This window comes from Chryseobacterium sp. JAH, from assembly GCF_001507335.1.
In the GTDB taxonomy this organism is placed as follows: Bacteria; Bacteroidota; Bacteroidia; order Flavobacteriales; family Weeksellaceae; genus Chryseobacterium.
The window spans coordinates 1-19,035 of record NZ_LMAH01000005.1 but is presented as its reverse complement, the minus strand read 5'-3'; the positions used below and the strand labels follow the sequence as shown (position 1 = coordinate 19,035).

The 19,035-nt window shown below is 33.0% G+C and carries 15 protein-coding genes and 1 pseudogene; 9 read left to right on the top strand and 7 right to left on the bottom strand.

Annotated elements, in window-relative coordinates; all coding sequences use genetic code 11:
- Positions 1 to 7 precede the first annotated feature (7 nt).
- The 5 genes from AR685_RS11750 to AR685_RS11730 all read right to left on the bottom strand — a co-directional run bounded on the left by AR685_RS11750 (position 8) and on the right by AR685_RS11730 (position 8,830).
- Positions 8 to 226: a hypothetical protein gene (locus tag AR685_RS11750; RefSeq protein ID WP_059124685.1), complete on the bottom strand. Its 219-nt coding sequence runs from the start codon at positions 224 to 226 to the stop codon at positions 8 to 10.
- A gap of 319 nt (positions 227 to 545) precedes the next feature.
- The gene (locus AR685_RS11745; RefSeq protein ID WP_059124684.1) at positions 546 to 1,118 is read right to left on the bottom strand and encodes a hypothetical protein; all 573 of its coding nucleotides are present in this window, start codon (positions 1,116 to 1,118) and stop codon (positions 546 to 548) included.
- On the bottom strand, positions 1,102 to 4,524 hold the full coding sequence (locus tag AR685_RS11740) for a DUF6443 domain-containing protein (RefSeq protein WP_059124683.1): 3,423 nt from the start codon (positions 4,522 to 4,524) through the stop codon (positions 1,102 to 1,104). The genes AR685_RS11745 and AR685_RS11740 overlap by 17 nt, the downstream gene beginning before the upstream one ends.
- Positions 4,525 to 4,527: 3 nt before the next feature.
- Entirely contained in the window at positions 4,528 to 7,284 is a 2,757-nt protein-coding gene (locus tag AR685_RS11735) for an RHS repeat domain-containing protein (RefSeq protein ID WP_131777619.1), read from the bottom strand.
- 4 nt (positions 7,285 to 7,288) lie between these two features.
- Positions 7,289 to 8,830 (bottom strand): T9SS type A sorting domain-containing protein, encoded by a 1,542-nt coding sequence (locus tag AR685_RS11730; RefSeq protein ID WP_059124681.1) that lies wholly within the window; start codon positions 8,828 to 8,830, stop codon positions 7,289 to 7,291.
- A 186-nt stretch (positions 8,831 to 9,016) separates the two neighbouring features.
- On the opposite strand from AR685_RS11730, the gene AR685_RS11725 reads away from it, so the two are divergent.
- The 3 genes and pseudogenes from AR685_RS11725 to AR685_RS18265 all read left to right on the top strand — a co-directional run.
- Complete coding sequence (locus AR685_RS11725; protein ID WP_059124680.1) at positions 9,017 to 9,208, top strand: helix-turn-helix domain-containing protein; 192 nt, start codon at positions 9,017 to 9,019, stop codon at positions 9,206 to 9,208.
- Positions 9,192 to 9,347, top strand: a complete 156-nt coding sequence (locus AR685_RS18130; RefSeq protein WP_165592811.1) for a hypothetical protein — start codon at positions 9,192 to 9,194, stop codon at positions 9,345 to 9,347. The genes AR685_RS11725 and AR685_RS18130 overlap by 17 nt, the downstream gene beginning before the upstream one ends.
- 268 nt (positions 9,348 to 9,615) lie before the next feature.
- Positions 9,616 to 9,813 (top strand): annotated as a pseudogene (locus AR685_RS18265) (XRE family transcriptional regulator); the annotation flags it as partial.
- Between the two features lie 369 nt (positions 9,814 to 10,182).
- Here AR685_RS18265 and AR685_RS11720 read toward each other — a convergent pair.
- Positions 10,183 to 10,593 (bottom strand): hypothetical protein, encoded by a 411-nt coding sequence (locus tag AR685_RS11720; protein ID WP_059124679.1) that lies wholly within the window; start codon positions 10,591 to 10,593, stop codon positions 10,183 to 10,185.
- 620 nt (positions 10,594 to 11,213) lie between these two features.
- Here AR685_RS11720 and AR685_RS11715 point away from each other — a divergent pair.
- From AR685_RS11715 to AR685_RS11705, 3 genes are read left to right on the top strand one after another with little or no spacing between them, the layout of a single operon-like run.
- Positions 11,214 to 14,189 carry a lantibiotic dehydratase gene (locus AR685_RS11715; protein ID WP_059124678.1) on the top strand — a complete coding sequence of 992 codons (2,976 nt, stop codon included), beginning with the start codon at positions 11,214 to 11,216 and terminating at the stop codon, positions 14,187 to 14,189.
- Positions 14,190 to 14,193: 4 nt separating this feature from the next.
- The gene (locus AR685_RS11710; RefSeq protein WP_059124677.1) at positions 14,194 to 15,360 is read left to right on the top strand and encodes a sensor histidine kinase; all 1,167 of its coding nucleotides are present in this window, start codon (positions 14,194 to 14,196) and stop codon (positions 15,358 to 15,360) included.
- Positions 15,357 to 16,067, top strand: a complete 711-nt coding sequence (locus tag AR685_RS11705; RefSeq protein WP_059124676.1) for a LytR/AlgR family response regulator transcription factor — start codon at positions 15,357 to 15,359, stop codon at positions 16,065 to 16,067. The genes AR685_RS11710 and AR685_RS11705 overlap by 4 nt, the downstream gene beginning before the upstream one ends.
- Before the next feature lie 30 nt (positions 16,068 to 16,097).
- On the opposite strand, the gene AR685_RS11700 is transcribed toward AR685_RS11705, so the two are convergent.
- Positions 16,098 to 16,520, bottom strand: coding sequence for a hypothetical protein (locus AR685_RS11700; RefSeq protein ID WP_059124675.1), 423 nt, complete (start codon positions 16,518 to 16,520; stop codon positions 16,098 to 16,100).
- Between the two features lie 431 nt (positions 16,521 to 16,951).
- Between AR685_RS11700 and AR685_RS18125 the strand changes: the two genes are divergently transcribed.
- The 3 genes from AR685_RS18125 (at position 16,952) to AR685_RS11690 (ending at position 18,949) form a co-directional block, all read left to right on the top strand.
- Positions 16,952 to 17,089: a hypothetical protein gene (locus AR685_RS18125; RefSeq protein WP_165592810.1), complete on the top strand. Its 138-nt coding sequence runs from the start codon at positions 16,952 to 16,954 to the stop codon at positions 17,087 to 17,089.
- A gap of 885 nt (positions 17,090 to 17,974) precedes the next feature.
- The gene (locus AR685_RS11695; protein WP_131777618.1) at positions 17,975 to 18,388 is read left to right on the top strand and encodes a hypothetical protein; all 414 of its coding nucleotides are present in this window, start codon (positions 17,975 to 17,977) and stop codon (positions 18,386 to 18,388) included.
- Between the two features lie 147 nt (positions 18,389 to 18,535).
- A complete protein-coding gene (locus tag AR685_RS11690) occupies positions 18,536 to 18,949 on the top strand; it encodes a hypothetical protein (RefSeq protein ID WP_059124673.1) in 414 nt (137 codons plus the stop codon).
- Positions 18,950 to 19,035 lie beyond the last annotated feature (86 nt).

Sequence of the window (19,035 nt, the reverse complement as noted above, 5' to 3'; positions counted from 1 at the left end):
TAGTAGTTCAGCTCATATCCGAAAAGTTTTGTTCCGAGGTTGGAAGGATCATTAATTTTAAGTAGAGAACCTCTGATATTGTAATCTGGCTCAAATCATCTGCTATTGTTACTTTTCCGAAAATCGATGAAGGTCTAGCTGGACTTCCCTGCGGGTAGGTATCATAATAGCTAATGGAAAGAATGTCTGAAAATGAAGTTGGGTAGACTGTATTGGTATAATACATACATATTATGAGAGAAAAAACCAGGAAGGAAAATACTCCCTCCTGGTTATAAATAATGTAAAGTGTAAAATTATAAGTCGTGCATTCGCTGTTATAGCCAGAAACAAGGATTTGTAAATACTTACAAATTTGCATCGTAATTTTAGCAATTTTATGTGGATTTTGTCATAGATTGAGGTAGCAGGGTGGCATTTAAATCTAAAGACCTCGTTCTGCTTATCTAAACAGTATCTGAGTTTGATCTAGTGAAATGCAAAACTCAATATCCATAAAAATAAAAGAGAGTAGGAATTACATACTCTTATTTTTATTATAATGTTTAGGCCGTTAGTAACATTACTTTTTTTATGTAAATCCATTTGGAATTTTTCTTCTCAAAATAATAAACATCAACTTTTCCCTCTATTCTCCCTTTATAAACATCACACTCTTGCACTATAATAAAAGACTTGTTTTTATTAATGAAAAAATTTGAAAAACTTAATTCTATATATTCCTTTTGATTAATGTTTGCTTCAACAGTTTTTAGTTTAAAATTACTTTTGTTGGATAGATTATTTAAATTAAAAGAAATAAATTTTGTGTTTCCACTAATTTTATAGCCTTCTTTATTTATTAATTCATATAAATCTTTCTTGCAATTATCTTTCAAATTTAGACTATCCATTTCTATTATAGATTCACAATGGTCTTTAATAAAATCATTGCCACCCACCTCCTTTATTATAAAAAGAGGTGTATGTCTTGAAGGTACTCCATATAAATTAGAAATAAATAAATTTATATTATCATTAATAATTTTTTTTCCAGTTTCTTCTTCTTTGAAATTATTACATCCTACAAAGAAGCATAATAACAAACTAATTTTTAAAAATTTAAAACTTCCAGCCATATTGATTAGATAAATTAACTGTTGCCTGATTAATTCCAGTTGTCATATTAAAATTTTTTTGTTCCCAAAAGGAACCATAATCCGAAATATTCCATTTATTAGTTGGTGCTCGATATGGTAAATGAGATTTGGTTCTACCCCAATGCACAAATTCATGTAAAACCGTAATACCTAATAAAAATGATGTACCTTGAACATATGAATTTGTTTGTAAGGTTTCAAATGTTCTTATTAAATCATAATTAATACTTGTAACACTTAAGTGTCCTACTTCTCCTAAATTATTCATTTTTTTAAACATATATACAGGTCCTTCAGCACTATTTACATCCAAAAAATTTAAAACTTGTGCTTTGGTAAGTCCTGTATCTTCTGACAATGATGATAAAATTTTAGGGTTAGCGTCTAAAAAATCGTGTAATTTAGCTAAAACTTTATAGAATCTGGGATATTGTTTTTGTATTGCTGCTAAACTCTGTTTTCTTGTTATTCTTTGATTGTTTGAATTTTCACTACCAAACTGCGAAAAATCAATACCTGCGAAATAATCTGGTTGTTTTAACCCAAGAAAAACCATTACTTCATCGTACGTTGCTTCTGTACCTGCAAGATTAACGCCACCAGCGCCGCCTCTTTCTCTTTCATAAATAGAAGTAATTTTCACAAACTCTTCAAAAGCACCATATTTATAATCCCTTCTTGAACCAAACCATCCGCTGTCCGGTGCAACATTCCAAGTAAATCTATCTTCTATTGCCATTGCTTTCCTTCCATCAGGATCTATAAAACTTATAGGGTTATCAAGCGCATAATTATAAGGGTTTATTCTGGTTGTAGTTTCTGCGAGAGGATCAATTACACCCCAACGTCCAATATCAGCCATGTACATTCTGGCTCCAAAATCACTCCATCCGGTTTCCTTTTGGAACTCTTTACCGCTGTGTTCGTAGTTGTAAGCAGGATTAGTTTGTAATGTATTCTCCTGCTTCATCCCGTAAGGATAAAAGTTACTTTCTTCAATGATCGCCGCTACAGAACCGTTCTTAGTGTAACTCAATCTGATATTTCCTAAGTGGTCTGTATAATTGTAAATATACTTATTATTTTCAAAATTGAAATATCCTTCAGCTGTCGGTACAAATTTTAATACCCCTTCTTCATATTGAAAACCATCAACGTAATCTGTCGTTACACCAGAACTTGTTTTTCTAAGCTTGCTTCCGTCTGCCCGGTAAAGGTATTGGATGGCATTGCTTTTTTGGGTAACAGTTGAAGGTAGGTCAAGCAGATTATAAGCGATATTCGAAATCCCTTTATCTTGTTGCTTGGTCATATTTCCGTTAAGGTCATACTCAAAAATATTTCCACCTGTCGGATAGCCTGAAAGATTGTCTTTGGAATCAGTTACAGTCTGAAGCTTATTGCCTACATAAGCATAAGTAAGATCATCGATCTCTTTTGCAATTGAACCGATTCCTCCACCTGTTCTTTTTAGGGTACTTATGTTTCCTCCCAGATCATAGGTAAGAACTTCGTTGTAAAAATTATCTTTTGGCAGAGCAGCTCCCGGTTCGGTATAGACTCCCGAGGTCATTCTGTTCAGCGCATCATACCGGTAGGTATATTTTTTCGTTATGCCGTCCTGTGCGCTTTTCCAGATTGCTTCTTCTACGTTTCCGCTTCTTCTTCCGCTGGCATTGCTTGCCGGAGCGTAGTAGTTCAGCTCATATCCGAAAAGTTTTGTTCCGAGGTTAGAAGGATCATTAATTTTAAGTAGAGAGCCTCTGATGTTGTAAGTATAACTTACTATTTCCAATCCACCACCTACAGCCTTACTGGAAAGTTGGGAAAGTTCGTTATAGCTGTTATCCGACAATAATTCTGCCGCAGGCTGACCTGCGATCTGATGGTATTGTTTTTTCAGACGGTTCTGGCCGTCGTATTCAAAAGTCTGGGTAATCACTTTTTCGGCATCCGATGCCAGTCTCTTATGATACGCTTTAGTAGTCTGAGGTACACCCGCAAAGTCAAGATCAGATTCTGTTTTAGTATAACCTCCTAAGTGGTTTATAGAATAGGTGCCCACCATTCTCGATTTTTCATCATACCATGAGTAAGATTTCGTCCAGTTGTCATTCTCAAGGTTTTTTACATAAGAAGCTGTGGGAAGATTTTTGGTATTGATGTTCTGGCTAAGATCATCGCTGATAGTTGTTTTTCCAAAAACAGAGGTAGGTCTCGCCGGGCTTCCCTGTGGGTAGGTATCGTAATAGTTGATTGATAGGATTTGTGAAAATGAAGTAGGATAAACTGTGTTGGTATAATAAGCCGTTTCCCCTGTAGCGGCAAAACCTCCTGTACTTCTGCTTTCATAGTATGTTGTTGCACCATTCAGTTGGTTCTGTTCTGCCTGTCTTTCTGCACTACTGTAGCTATTGGTACTTGTAAAAATTCCGGTAAAGACGGTTCTTCCATACTTATCGAACTTTGTAAATAACCATTTTTTAGAACTTCCCATATTGGCATCCTGAGTCATCACCACACGATCAAGCTTATCATACACCATATATTCCCAACCTTTCCCGGGAAGCTTTTTTTCTACCTGTCTTCCTTTAGCATCATATTTATACTGATAGCAAAGGTTATTGAGTGTTGTTTCATCAATAACAAGAGCATTGGCAAGCGGCGGAACCACTGCCACCAACTGACTGTATTTGTTGTATATATAATAGGTGTCAGAATTTGGGTTTCCTGCTTTTCTTACCATTACCGTCTGTCCTTTTCCGTTCACAAACTCTGTAGTAACGTTGCCGTCTACATCGGTTACAGAATTTTTGAAAAGCTGCCCTGCGGCATAATGGGCAGCGGGTGTAATCACATCTTTCGTTGCTCCGTTTTGCCATGTGGTCTGTACAGTGTAGAGCTTTACATCGGAAGCGGCATTTACCTCATAAGCATACGTTATACTGTGAGACTGGTAATCTGCCCCAGGCTTTTTCGAAGAAAGAGGTTTTCCGATGGGCGAGCTTTCAACTGTGGAAGAGCTGTAATAATAGATATCTGTACCATAGCTCTGTGGAGCATTCGTATGCGGATTAGCATAGATCGCTCCGTTCTGCGTCTGGTTCTGCGGAATCGGAAGATAGGATTTTAGATTTCTTCCGAAGTCGTCATAGTCGATAGGGGTTACAATATCTCTGCCCAGTGGAGTCGCTTTAATACTGATGACCTGCTTTGCTCTTCCGAGTCCGTCTGAATACTCTATGGCTTCGGACTTTTTGCTGCAGTCTTCATTAAGGCAGTTTTTGGTGTAAACATAGTTTTCATTAGCAGAAAACTGATTGCTCTGGGCATACGTCAACAACGTTGGCAACAGCAGCAGGAATATATTTAAATTTCTTTTCATGGTTTAGTGTTTGTAATTGTACTGGTTTTCTTTAAGCACTTTTCCGTTGCTGTCTTTTACCGTGCTTAGTCTTCCTGCTGCATCGTAACTGTATGACACTTTGATCCCGTTTCCGGAAATTGAGTTAGTAACTCCTACCAAAGGATCATAAGTGTAAACGGTTATTGGGTATTGATGCAAAGCACTGTTTAAACGCAAATTGTTTAAAGCGGTCAGAAGCGCAGGTTCGTTATTGCCGTTATCTGCATCTGCATCCGAAGCGGTAACAGCATTGGTAACAACTGACAGCGAAGAAATATCACCGTATTTTGCTCCCACGATCTCTGCAATAGGCAGAGTCTTGTGGTAGCCCCAGATTGTTGTCGTGCTTACTCCTGCTTTATTAGTAACCTGTACAAGATTCCCTTTATCATCATACAGATCAAAAGTGAGCTGGGTTTCAGGATTCTGTGCAAGATCTGTAGTCACAACTGAAGTGGGGTAAAAGTAAACACTGTTGCCAAATATTGTCTTGCTTGTCGAAAGGATATCACCATTTTCCTTTACAACCGTTTCAAGAGGAACGGAGATCATATTGGCATTGATCAGTCGAGTATCTGAAAGATCCTGTGCATATTTTGTCGTCGATTCCTGTATATCTCCATTATGAGTGGTTACCTTTGAACTAACCTGCTGAAAGTTGTTCGGGCTGAAGGTTGTTTCTTGTGTAGTTATGAAATCTGAAGAACCTCGTTTTATTGTTCTTGTTTCGATAGATTGCTGTATGTACCCGGGAATGTAAGAATAGAAACTCGACAGTGCGTGTCCTGAAGCACCCGGAATATTACTTATTGTATTAAGATATTCGGTTTTTTCTTGTAGCTGATTACTACTGTTTCTGATTTCCTTTTTTTCCAAAAGACCATTACTGGTGAGATTAAAATAGAGATAATTTCCGCTGGCATCCGTGTAATCATCTGGTATTTTATAGGTGTATTGTACAGATCCGTTATTCTTGTTTCCTGAAACTTCAGTTTCTTTTACGTTTTTATACAATACGAATTGGGATATCGATAAAGAATTGGGATCACTGATCTCAGAATCATAAACATAACCGGTTTCATCGTTAGAGTTTGAGAAAGAACTATACTCATATTTTTTTGTCTTTACAAGAGATCCGTCAGCATCATATGAAGTTATAGTTTTTATCCTTGCTCCAACATTGACTGCACCTTTATTTGGATAAGGCAAAGGTAATGACGCTATCTGGTAAACCTTGAAATTTCCGTCATCAGGTGCCGTATTAGTATTTATAGTGTAAGTACCGGGATAAAGTTGGTAGGCCGGTGGATTGCAATCAGTACTACTTTGCTTCACCATTACTGTTCCACTTGAATTTTTCACGTTAAAAGTAAAGATCGGTGGAGGATTATTCGGGTCAAAGTCGTCTATAATACCGTCATGATTAGATTCATTGAATAAATATACCGGATATTTGTTGCTTTGATTTCCAGTAACCTGAAATGTATAATTCAGAGAGTTTGCGGTGTTGTATGGGATGATATTTTCAGCGTAGTATTGAACTGTAGGATCTGCAATGTAATTATAGCCGGTGTAATCGAGGCTGCTTTTGTCTATATAGATTTGGCTGGCTTCAAACTCATAAAGTATATATCCTTTCGTAGGAAAAGTTATTTTTTTTAAAATCCCGCTATTAGGTATGTAGTTAGAGCTACCACTAGTACTGCATAGGTAGTTGGATGATGATAAAGATGATGTAATATCCTGACCAATGTATTCAAAATCTGTTCGTTCATGTACTTCAAGATTCTTGTTTAGTTTCTTCATGATCATAAGAGATCTTCTTGAGTCACTTTGAATACCGCCGTAGATCAGTTCATATCTTGAAATCATTAGTCCCTGCTTATTAAATAAAGAAAAATTATTAAGTGGATAAGGATCGCTTTCAGTATATTGCTGATTATCCAAATACTGATCGTAACCGTACAAAAACGATATTCTTCCTTTGGTAGTTATTACATCTTTTAATTTACAATACAAGTATTTATATACAGTAGAATTAGTTCCTACGTATCTTATTTTTTTATCATAAGTATAGTTGACAACTTCATGATTTCCGGCATCTTTTATTTGTGTAAGTTCAAATCCTGACTTATGATTTCTGGTTCCGCCGCTTGTAGAATGAGTTCCGATATTGTAATCATTAAAGAAATACTGATAGCCTTTATCATCCGTAATCTTAAATGAATTAATAATCAGTTTAGTACTGCTTATATCTCTTGTGTACTCAATCTTTAATTTTGATCCTGAAATATTATTGAGTACAAGATCATTTGTGGTATTACTTTTGTGGATATTGAATTTTCCTGAGTATCCGGGAATGTTATAATAAAAAATATCAGCTTCCATTTCTGTAATATCAGTAATATTTTTAGTCTCATCAACATCTCCTATGATTGCCCTGTTGACGCTTCCTCCTTTAAACAATGTCCATCCTTGTCCTACCTCGTCACCAGGCGAATTTAATGTATTGTATGGATGATAAGATAATGAGACAGAGACAGGGAAACCGGGATCTGAACTTTCCAAACTATATAAGGGGAAATTTACAGAAGGAACTCCCGTAGCAGGTGACGCTCCCGCATTTACATAGTTTTGAAAAGATGCAGTAGAAGGAGGTAGGGAAGTTTGGCTTTGTGCATAAGCTTCTCCCTGTATCAAACCTATACTAAATATGAATAATTTTCCTAATTTTTTCATCATGTTACTTTTTAATCAACTTAGCGTTAGCAGTTTTCTCAGTATCCGTTTTTATGGTTATCAGATAAGCTCCCTGAATCAGATTCTGTGTATTGATTTTTGTTACTTTATTCTTGGTTTTCACTGTTTGCAGCTGCCTTCCACCCATATCGTATAGCGTGATATCAGCGTCCTTGAATTCAAATCCAATCTCTACATAGCAGTAATCAGATACCGGATTCGGATAAATCTTGATATCCTGCTTTTCAATCAACTGATCCAATTGTTTGTCTCCCAACTTAACAATCTTCCAGTTTTCTTTTCCCAATTCCTCTGCACTGGTTCCTGCCAGAATAATCGAACCGTCTCTGTTCAACTTAATATCAGCTAGTCTCTCTTCCTTCTTTCTGGATTCTCCTTTCACATGCTTTCTCCACTGCTCGTTGCCATCCTGATTCAGATACAACATCCAGAAGGTTTCATCATCTGCTTCAATTCTTCCCTCTGCCTGAGTATAACCTCCCAATAAAATTCCTTTTAAGCTTTTATCGTCTCCGGTTTTAATCACGTTCATGCCCATCAGAACATCCCTGTTTTTAAAGTTGTAAGATTTCTGCCAGATTTCTTCGCCCCTGTCATTTAGAGAGATCAACCAAATATCAGTGCCTTCTTCAATGCCTGTGGTTTTGTTTCCTGACCTATCGGATCTTGAGCTTCCTCCGATAATATATCCCGTAGAAGTCAGAGCTAACGTTTTGATGTGGTCATCCGCTTTACCGCCGTAGTTCTTTTCCCATTCTACTTTTCCTTCTTTATTCAGTTTTACAATCCAGTAATCTCCTTCACCGAAATTCTCTGTTTTCTTTGATCCGCCGGCAGTACTTCTTGAGTAGATCCCCAATAGGGCACCTCCGTCTAAAGTGGGAATCATTTTCTCCACTTCATCAAGACCTTTTCCTCCTACAATCAGTTGTGAAACTTCTTTTCCGTTTTTATCTAGTTTTGAAATGAGAACATCTTTTGAACCATAACCTTTCGGTGCATTTTGAATGCTTCCTGCTACAAAAAATCCTAAGTCTGCAGTCTGAATCACTGCTCTTACTTCTTCATCCTGAGCCGATCCCAAAGTTTTTTGCCATAGCTCATCACCGAATTCATTGATTCGGATCAGCCAAATATCCGATCCTCCTTTGGAAGCTTCTTTTTTATCTAAACCTTTTGCTGAATAAGAAGTTCCGGCTAGCAGGAATCCTCCTTCCTGTGTGGAAACCGTTGCTGATAAAAAATCATGATTCTGTCCTGAAAAATACTTTTCCCAGACTTCCTCACCCTGCTGGTTGAGTTTTACCAAGTGAAAATCGTAGCCGTTGTTTTGTTTGTTTTCGGAAGTGATCTTTTTAGATTGGATCGAGCTTCCTGTGATGAGATACTGCTGATCGATGGTTGTAGTGACCTGAGAGAGGAAATCCTGTGTGGAGGATTTAATATCTTTCTGCCATACCACATCCTGAGCACACAGTACAGCAGTTGTGCATATAAGGAATGCACTCATGTATAATTTATTCATGATTTGGGTTGGTTATTACTTTTTTGCGAATTTAACTTTTTTTAACACATATCACAATTGTTTGATACAAATTTGATCATTATGTAATTTGTACTGCAAAGCTAAAATGGTATTGCGACAAAACTTGACGTATAAAAAAATATAATAAGTTTTAAATAAGATGTTTAATTCTTGAAAATCTCACTTATGACCATTACAGAGCGTATAAGATTATATAGACAACAAAAAGGACTTTCGCAAGCGGAACTTGCAGAAAAGTCTCAAGTGAATAATAAAAGCCTTTCTCGTTACGACTTAGGAAGCAGTATTCTGCCAGCAGATGCACTTAAAAATATTGCCGATGCTTTAGGAATTTCAAGCGATGCTTTACAACGATGAAACGGTTTCTATTAAAGATAAAGAACTTCTGAAAAAGTTTGAAGTCATACAGGAAATGAACGAGGAAGACAAAGCTCTGATCAAAAGATTTCTTGACCTTACAATCAGAGATTATAAAGCTAAAAAAACATACTCGTAGAAAATTACTACACTATAAAACACAAAAACCCCACCGCAATTACGATGGTTTTTTTATTATCTGCTGCGAAGTTACAAACTTCGCAGAGCGGGATAGTTAAAAAAAATAACGAGGGTGCTTGTAAACCCGTAGAGTGAGGTTTTGAACACTCACTAAATACCGGAAACTAAATACTTTTTCCGGTTTATACAACGGCGTGGGTTTCTTTTTTTGTTTAAAGTATGAGCAGAAAATACATGAAGGACGCAATGTAAAACGTTTCAGAGAGATGCTTGGAATCAAGCAAGAAGCTTTAGCTCTAGACTTGGGGAATGGGATCAAAAGAAAATTTATTTACTAGAACAAGAGGATGTGATTGGTTATTCGTTGTTTCAAAAAATCTGAAGTATTAAAAATCCCTGTGGAAGCTTTCCCGAATTTTAATGATGAACAGACTATTAATATTATATCTAATACTTACCACGATGGCTATTCAATCCAATTGGAAAGCTTAGTTCATAACACGTCTATTTGTATATTTCTAAACTTCTTTAATAAAAACTTATCTGTGCTATAAAAAAACAAAAAATCTAACCTTTTACAATAAGCGTTTTCTTCTATTTAATAGGTACGAGCGGGACGCTCGCACCAAATTGAGGGAAGACTTCTACTAATTGAGCAAATAGAAGAAGAAGAAGAAGAAGAAGACAAAAACGCATCTACCGGATTATTGACGCAATGCTCACAAATCTAAATTTAAAAACTATATTTTTAAATGCTCCGATTTTTGGGGAAGATTACAATTATATTTAGCAAATAAAATCCGGTTCACAAAAGATTGTGAGCCGGATTCATTTTAGTCATGGTTTATGGTCATAATAGACTCTTCATAAACATTATATTCACCTTTCTTGTAAACATCCTTACTTGAAAGTAAAATTTCATACTGATAGATGGCTTTCGGTAGATTGTAGGTACACTCTTTCCCATCTTTCTGTATCACTAATTCTTTGGTAACAGTTTCATCCTCGTGCTTTCCAGACAGTTTAATAGTGATTTTCTCCTCCATTTTGTTTTTAAAACAAAAACTATCTACTGTTTTTGCTGTCGGATCTGGAGCTTTCTTTCCGTTTCCTTTGATGGCCTGGTAACCTTGTATCAAAATATTTCCTATTACAAGACCTTTGTCTAGACTTGATAATGCTTGAGCTGGAAATAAGGTTGCACCAGCAAAAAAGAATCCAATGGCTATATGTTTTGTATTCATAATTATCACTTTTTATAGTTAAGGATATTTTGAATAAAAACTCCGGAAAATGAAATTAAACTTATCAGACTAATAGCTGAAGTTAGAGAAAATTCCCGAAAATTCTCTGTTAAGAATATGGCAGATACTTGGATCGCCATAAATAAAGATAATAGTTTCATGGTTTTATTATTTATTGGTTAATCGTCAGTGAAAAAATTCTGTTGTGTAGAGCATATTTTGCATATTAGACTTTATTTTAGTTTAGTTTTTCTAGGTAAATATTTATTTCGATAAGCAATTTGGCATTCTCATCATCTAATCTGATGCTATTACCTTTTCATCGCTTATAATTCTTTTATTTTAGGAATTAATATTCCGTAATTTTTCATGGTGGTTTAATCATGACACAATAATTAATGTGATTTTTAAAATTTCTTGACTTAAACTTTGTCTTCATTTTAGATTATTAGTTTATATTTTTGTTTATTTAAATTTCATACTTCAAAAGTATATCACCTAAAAGCAAAAAGAAATTAATTTCGACAGAAACGATTATTTAGTCGTTCAGATTCTAATTTTATAGGATGAAACTATTTTTAAATATTGAAAACATTATAAACTAGAACCAGAATATCAATATGAAGCATGAGACATATGGTAAATATCTGCTTAGAAAGCCTTTATTTTTTACCCAAATATTATTTAATGGCAATGCAACTAAAAATCTTGAAATTGTTGTCGAAGAAATGATGAGAAACGATAGGTTTGTTGCCTCTATCTACTGGAGCTCACCTGAGCTCTACCACTTAATTATATCTTATAAAAATGGAATATTAAGTAAAGATAAGGTTCCAAAATTAATTGATACATTAAAGAAGTATGCACTCAGAATAACCACTAGATCTACGCCTTATGGAACAATGGCCGGAGTAGCATTGAAAAATACTAAAACTGCTGAACTGGAAGATTCGAAACTCAGGAGAAGGGCAAGAATTGATATGGATTTCCTGCATGATTTAAAGTCATCTATAGAAAACCATCCTGAGATAAGAAAAAAACTTTTTTATAAAATAAATAATACTGTTTACGAACTTGGAGATTATTATCGATATCAGGAACCTATAGGAAGAGAGGATGATGAAAAATTTCAACTGACTTCTCTAGAAATTAACGAACATCTTTGCAAATTATATAAGACAACTGAATTAACTTCCTATGAAGATATTCATGCTTTTTTTACAGAAAATTTTGATTCTGAAGAAATTTCTTTGTTTTTAGATGAATTAATTATAAGCAAATTTTTAGTAAATGAATTACAAATTAAAGTTACCTCAGACAATATAAAATACATAGTAAAAACTTTAAAAAGATTAATTGAAGAGAACGTTTCAGTTGCGAAACTATACCTCGAGATATTTAATGAAATACAAGAGTGTTTAAAAATTATAGAAAACACAGATGTTAGCTATTTGCCTTTACATGAAATTGAGATAATAAAATCATTGGTGAAACCTTTCGGAATAAATAATAAGCATTTGTTTCATGTTGATCTATTGCATACCAAAGAAAGTTCTTTTACGTTGGATGAAAGAATGCTTAAAAATATAAATTCATCTCTTTCTATTCTTTCATATTTTAAGAGCAATCACTCTACTCATAGTGAACTGGAGCATTTTAAAAGAATTTTTAGAGTAAAATATGATTGTGAAGAAGTTCAACTTACAGAAATGTTAGATGATGAATTTGGAATAAGCTTCCCTGCCTCAGCAGAGATTGGAAACTTATCTACAAATTCTCTAATTGCTGGAACGGCTAATAAGAAAAAAAAACTTGCAGAAAATGTTGGAAAATTAAACCTTGATTTTCTAATTAATTTAATAGAAAAAAGGCAGGAAGATGTCATCAAATTGCATGAAGAAGATTTATCGATATTGAATGAATTTTCTTTTACTGTAGAAAACTGCTGTATAATTGGAATCCCTTATAAAGAAAACTTTTTCATCCAAAATATTTCGAATCCGAATCCTAATGCAATTTTAGGAAGATTTGCATTACTCGACGAGCAAATAGAAAGCTTGTGTGAAGAAATACGAAGTCAAGAAGAAATCAATAATCCGGACGTCCTGATTGCAGAAATTGTTTACATTCCACAAAAAAGAGATGCGAATATTGTGAGAAGGCCTCAACTTTCAGAATATGAAATTACTATTTTGAGTGAAAATTCATCTAATGCAAGGCAGATATTGCTTAGTGATCTGTTTGTATCTATTATCGATGAAGAAATTATTTTAAGATCAAAAAAATTAAATAAGAGAATTATTCCGAGGCTTTCAAACGCTCACAACTTTAAAAGAAGCGATAATTCAGCTTACAATTTTCTTTGTGCATTACAGTTTCAAAAGCAGGATAATTTTAATTTAAATTTCAACTATACAAAATCAAAAAAGAGATTTATTCCCAGAATAGTATTTAAAAACATTATTTTACATAGAGCTACTTGGATACTTCTTGAAAATGATATAAAGACTATTCAAAAATCAAAAGATTCCTTAGTAGAATTAAAGGTTTTTATTAAAAGATGGAACGTCGCAAAATTTATAGTACTCGTTAAAGGTGATAATGAACTTTTTATTGATACAAGCAATGACTCATATCTCATATTACTAATTTCCGAACTGAAAGATAGTAAAATAGTACAATTATCTGAATCTATAAATATTAACGAAAATTCTAATTTTAGCGAACAAATAGTACTTCCTCTCCAGAATAAAATAGTAAAAAAAGAAGCCAAATATCTTCAAACCAATTCTACCCTACAAAGAAGTTTTTTACCCGGAAGTGAATGGTTATATTTCAAAATATATTGTAATTCTAACTTTTCAGATGAACTTTTATCTAGTGAAATAAAACCTCTTTTGGATGAGCTTATAATAAATAAAATTATAAAAAGTGCGTTTTTCATCCGGTACACAGATCCCCATCATCATATTAGATTGAGATTAAATCTAGTTAACAAACAATCATATTCGAATGTACTTCAGAAAACCCAAGAAATTTTAAACTGCTATTTTCAAAAGAAAATGATTTGGAATATTCAGTTAGATACGTATCATAGAGAATTAAACAGATATCATCCTGATTACATAGAAGATACCGAGAAAGCGTTTTTTGCAGACAGTAGGTTAATTTTAAATTTACTTTCCAATCCATATTTTTTTGAAAATGAGAATATTAAACTATTCGCTGCAGTAAAGAATGTGGATTCCTGGCTTTCTTTATTTGAATTATCTTTAGAGGAAAAGCTGGACTTCTGTAAAAAAATGGAGATTATCTTTTTAAATGAATTTTCATTAGAATTTAAGACTCATTTAAAATTAAAATATCGGGAGCTAAGCAATGATTTGAACTTGTTTTTTGACAATAATAAATTTGAAAGTATATTTACAGAAAGAGATAACGATCTAAGTAATTTGAATCTTTCTAAAGACAGGCTATCAAGTTACATTCACATGAGTATAAACAGATGGTTTAATTCAGAACAAAGAGCACTTGAATTAATGACATATACATTCGCAACGAAACATTTTAGCAGAGTTCTAAATCAAAAAAAATAGTGATATGAATTTTAGAGAAAAAGAATTGGATCCTTTTTTAAAAAGGATTTCTCTTATTAATTTTAACGATTTATATACTCCTTTTAGAAGATTCATTCTCCATACTTCGATGTGGCTTTTTTTCATGTCGTTATTGTTTTTTAACTACTGGATTGAAGCTGCGCTGCCTGCTGAATCCAGTGTATTATTAACAGGTCGTCTGATTATTAATAATATGGTGGTTTTTTATTTGTCTTTCTACTTCTTCATCCCGAAAGCATTTAAAGTGAAAAACTGGGGAATCCTTTTAATAATCTTATATAGCCCTTTAGTATTTTATATGTGGCTTACTACAAATTATTTACAATTTTATATTCTAGATTATTTTGGATTTGATATTCATACCGGTCCTTTAAAGAACATTATAAGTAAAAATGCGGAACAGTCCTATTGGGATGCTATATCTGTCGAAAATGTTTTATCGAATGCTATAATTGTTATGTACGCCTTTTCCCCGTCATTTTTTATAAAGATTTTGTTTGATACTACAAGACTTTACAGTAGAACTATTTCTATTGAAAAACAAAATCTAAATTTAGAATTACAAAATGTAAATATTGAAAAAGACTTTCTTAAAGCTCAACTAAACCCCCATTTTCTTTTTAATACTTTAAATAATCTCTATGGTTTAGTAGTGAGCAAAAACCCACTTGCTTCAGAAACTATTATTAATATTTCAGATCTAATGTCTTACACGTTATATGAATCTAATATTGAAAAAGTACCACTACAAAAAGAGTTAGATTTTATCAAAAATTATTTTTTCTTGGAAAGGATGCGATATTCTACTGATAAAGATATTTCGTTGGATATTACTGAAAGCGATGATACTCATTTAGAGATTGCTCCACTACTCTGCTTTACTTTTATCGAAAATGCATTCAAGTATGGATTACAAGAAAAAAACAATAATTTTATTCATATAACTATAAAGATTGTGAATTATATTTTTTACTTTGCAATCGAAAATAATAAAGAGGAATTTAAGAAAAAAACGGCTTTAGGTGGAATAGGATTAAAAAATACTCAAAAAAGACTAAATCTAATTTATCCCGATTCCCACGAACTAAAAATAGAAGACAGAAACAAAAGCTTTTTTGTTTCTTTAACAATAAACTTAGACATAAGATGAGCGAAAAATTACGTTGTGTGGTAATTGATGATGAACCAATAGGTAAAGATCTTATTGTAAATTTTGTAAATACTGTTCCGTTTCTAAATTTAAAAGCTTCTTTTGAAGATCCTGTCGACGCATTGGCATATCTTCATTCACACGATATAGATATTGTTATTACAGATATCAATATGCCTAAGATAAGCGGTATTGATCTTATTCGATCACTACCCAAACAACCTGCTATAATTTTCATTACTGCTCATAGAGATTTTGCATTGGATGGGTTTGAAAATGGGGTTGTAGATTTTTTAGTAAAACCTGTGGCCTACGACCGATTTTTTAAAGCTGTTAGCAGAGCAAAAGAAAAAATTTTGTCATCAGATAAAAAAGCAATAGCTTCTGAAGCTGTTTTAGACCGAATCTTTATTAAAGCTAATGGAAAGCTTGTTAAAATAATATTAGAAGATATAGTATATGTTGAAGCATTAGGTGATTACCTTAAGATTGTAACCAATACGGAATCGTATACAACGCTGGCGACCTTGAAATCAATGGAAGCTATTCTTATACCTCCAATATTTTTGAGAGTCCAAAGATCCTTTATAGTGAAAATTACTTCTATTAAATCTGTTTCTGGTAACATGATTGAATTGAATAATAATAAAAGTATTACTATCGCCAGTAACAAGAAAGATGAATTATTCAGCTTGTTAGGAATATAGTTTTCATAGAAACATTATCTATATCTTAATTTAGGGACTAAACGCTCTATTTTCAATTAGTTGACTTACTTCGTCAACAAATTGTGAGTATGCTACATTTTTTGTTAAAACCGATATATTTCTAAAAATTTCACTACCAAACATTTCAGATATCACACTTTTAGAAATTAAAGAAGATATCAAAAGTATAATAGACCCTTCGGTAATTCTTTCTTTGATTAAAAGTATATCAATGTTAATCGTATCTATATCCCAAAAGATAATTTGATTATTTTCGAAATCATTACTATTTTCTTGCAAATAAAAAAATGGAGTAGATTTTATAAAATTCTCAATTTTTTGATTTATCAAAAAGTCACTGGACAAAATTTTACAGTTTACTAACATAATTGATATATTAATATATTGATGACGTTGTTGGAACCCCTGTTGGATTGGTGGTTTCAAAATCATACATGTTTTTTGACTTTGAATAATTTTTGATTACTTTTTTGTTGATAGATAGTTTTGATCCTTGAGTTTTAGTCTTGTTATTCATGGTTATATTAGTTTTATAGATCAAAATTGCCACACAAACAAAATAAAAACAAAAGCTATCGATAAAAACGCCCTAATAGACGTTAAGATTCTATTATTTGACGATTATAAAAAAGCTGTCAGCTTTTAGCACCACTGTTGCGATTTTCGGGTTTTTAGACATATTAAGTTCACTGTGATTTTTGCCGAATAAGATATATTGCCTTTGTCGACTTCTATGGAGAGTACTTCTTGAAAGGCCACAGTGGAAATGCGATCTAGTTGAGCATTGATTTCGAATAAATGGACCACCATTTTTGGGTTCAAAATAACAACTTGTTATCTGGTTTATATTACGTGTGAACCCAATGATGCATATAAATCCCAAATCTGGTGATAGGATATATGTCGATTATGCAGGAAAGCCACTCTCCATTATTGATAAGGAAAGCGGGAAACTTAAAGAAGTTCAGTTTTTTGTAGCTATTCTGAGAGCAAGCCAATAGCCTCTGTGAGTCAGTAGTGTTCCGTACCAGTATATCAAGAAAATATCAAGATCTATACATCTTCCATAATAGAGATCTACTATAATACAACAGGATCGCCATGCACCAACATAATTGCAAGCCCTATGTCTACCCATCCTGTTGCAGAAGCTTTCAGCAATACTTTAAAGATTAGAAGCTCTAAGTATTAACTGCATTTCTTTTTCTCCCTTATTACTTTTTCAAGTTCTATTTACATTCTTACTTGATATATAAAAATAAGTTCATCGTACAAAATTAAAATCTGAACGGATAAATAATCGTTTCTGTCGAAAATAATTTCTTTTTGCTTGTAGCCGATATACTTTTGAACTATCAAATTAAAACAAACTAAAAAACAAATATTCAAATGAATAACATTATATGGACAGCAAAAATTAACAGTATGAAATTCCCACTAGGAAAATCTCCATGATAAAACAAATAAGTATTAACCTGTAACTAAATGTAGCTTATTTTTAATAGATACCATAAAAATAATAGCCAATGAATAAATTTTCAAATTACATTAATTACATCCAAAACATTTACGATGAAGAGTAACTTCTTTAAGTAATAGACTAAAAACTAAAAACTAATAACCAAAACTAATCATCTAACCCCGTAAGGTTTAAATTCAAAGAGAATCATTAACTAAATTAAAATAATAAAAAGACAACAGATATGTGAAAGTATTATAAGTGGTAAAAACCCCGTAAGGTTTAAGACAATTCTCTAAAATCGCTAAAGATTAAGATTATGAGAATACCTAATAGGAAAAAAATAAAATTAGCAACGATGATTCCGGTAAAAATACTTCTCTCGCTGGAAATACAACATCAAATAATATCGAGAAGAAAAACTAACATGAAAAAATCAATCAAATTTTTAAGCGTAGTAATGGTAATGGCAGGAAGCCTTGCTTTTGCACAAACTAAAGTACAAGACGATATGAAGCAGGCAGGGATGCAGAGCTTAGTAGAAGTATCAAAAACAGTATATGACGAAAAGCCCGATGTCTTCATTCTAAATGTAGAAAAAAATGATGGTACAACACTAACGGCTTACGAAAGAACCTTGATGATGGAAGTTCATAATAATATCAAGGCTGGCAATCAATTCGGAAAATATGAAACAAAGATTCTTTCCCAACACAGCAGTTATGACAGACAGGAAGATTGTGCGCAAGAAACTGCTGCAAAACTTAATAAAAAGAAGATTATCAAAATTATTAAAGCAATTGTTAGAATCTTAGATGAAATATGTGATTGGATTTGCTAATCAGACGATATTCAAATAAACACAACATTCTTAATATTAATCATTCGAAAGAATATTCAAAAATTAACTAATAATCAATGAATCCGGTTAAAATCTCTTCTCTCACCGTATTCATTTATAATTAAATAGAGAAGAAAAACTAACATCATGAAAAAATCAATCAAATTTTTAAGCGTAGTAATGGTAATGGCAGGAAGCCTTGCTTTTGCACAAACTAAAGTACAAGACGATATGAAGCAGGCAGGGATGCAGAGCTTAGTAGAAGTATCAAAAACAGTATATGACGAAAAGCCCGATGTCTTCATTCTAAATGTAGAGAATAATGATGCAACGAAACTTACTCCTTATGAGAGAAGCCTTATGCTTGAGGTTCATAGCAACATTAAAGCTGGCAATCAGTTTGGTAAGTACGAAACTAAGGTACTTTCAGACTATAACAGTTATGATAGACCAGATGACTGCAATACACAAGTTGCAGCAAAAGGAAAAGCAAAATTAATTTATAAAATAATCAAAGTGGTTGTAAGAATTTTGGTAGCACTTTGCGATTGGTTCTGCTAAAATTAATAATCTAAAAGCACATGTGTAAAAGCATGTGCTTTAAACAAATATTTTATGAATATTTCTATAATTCTCCTTGCTATAAT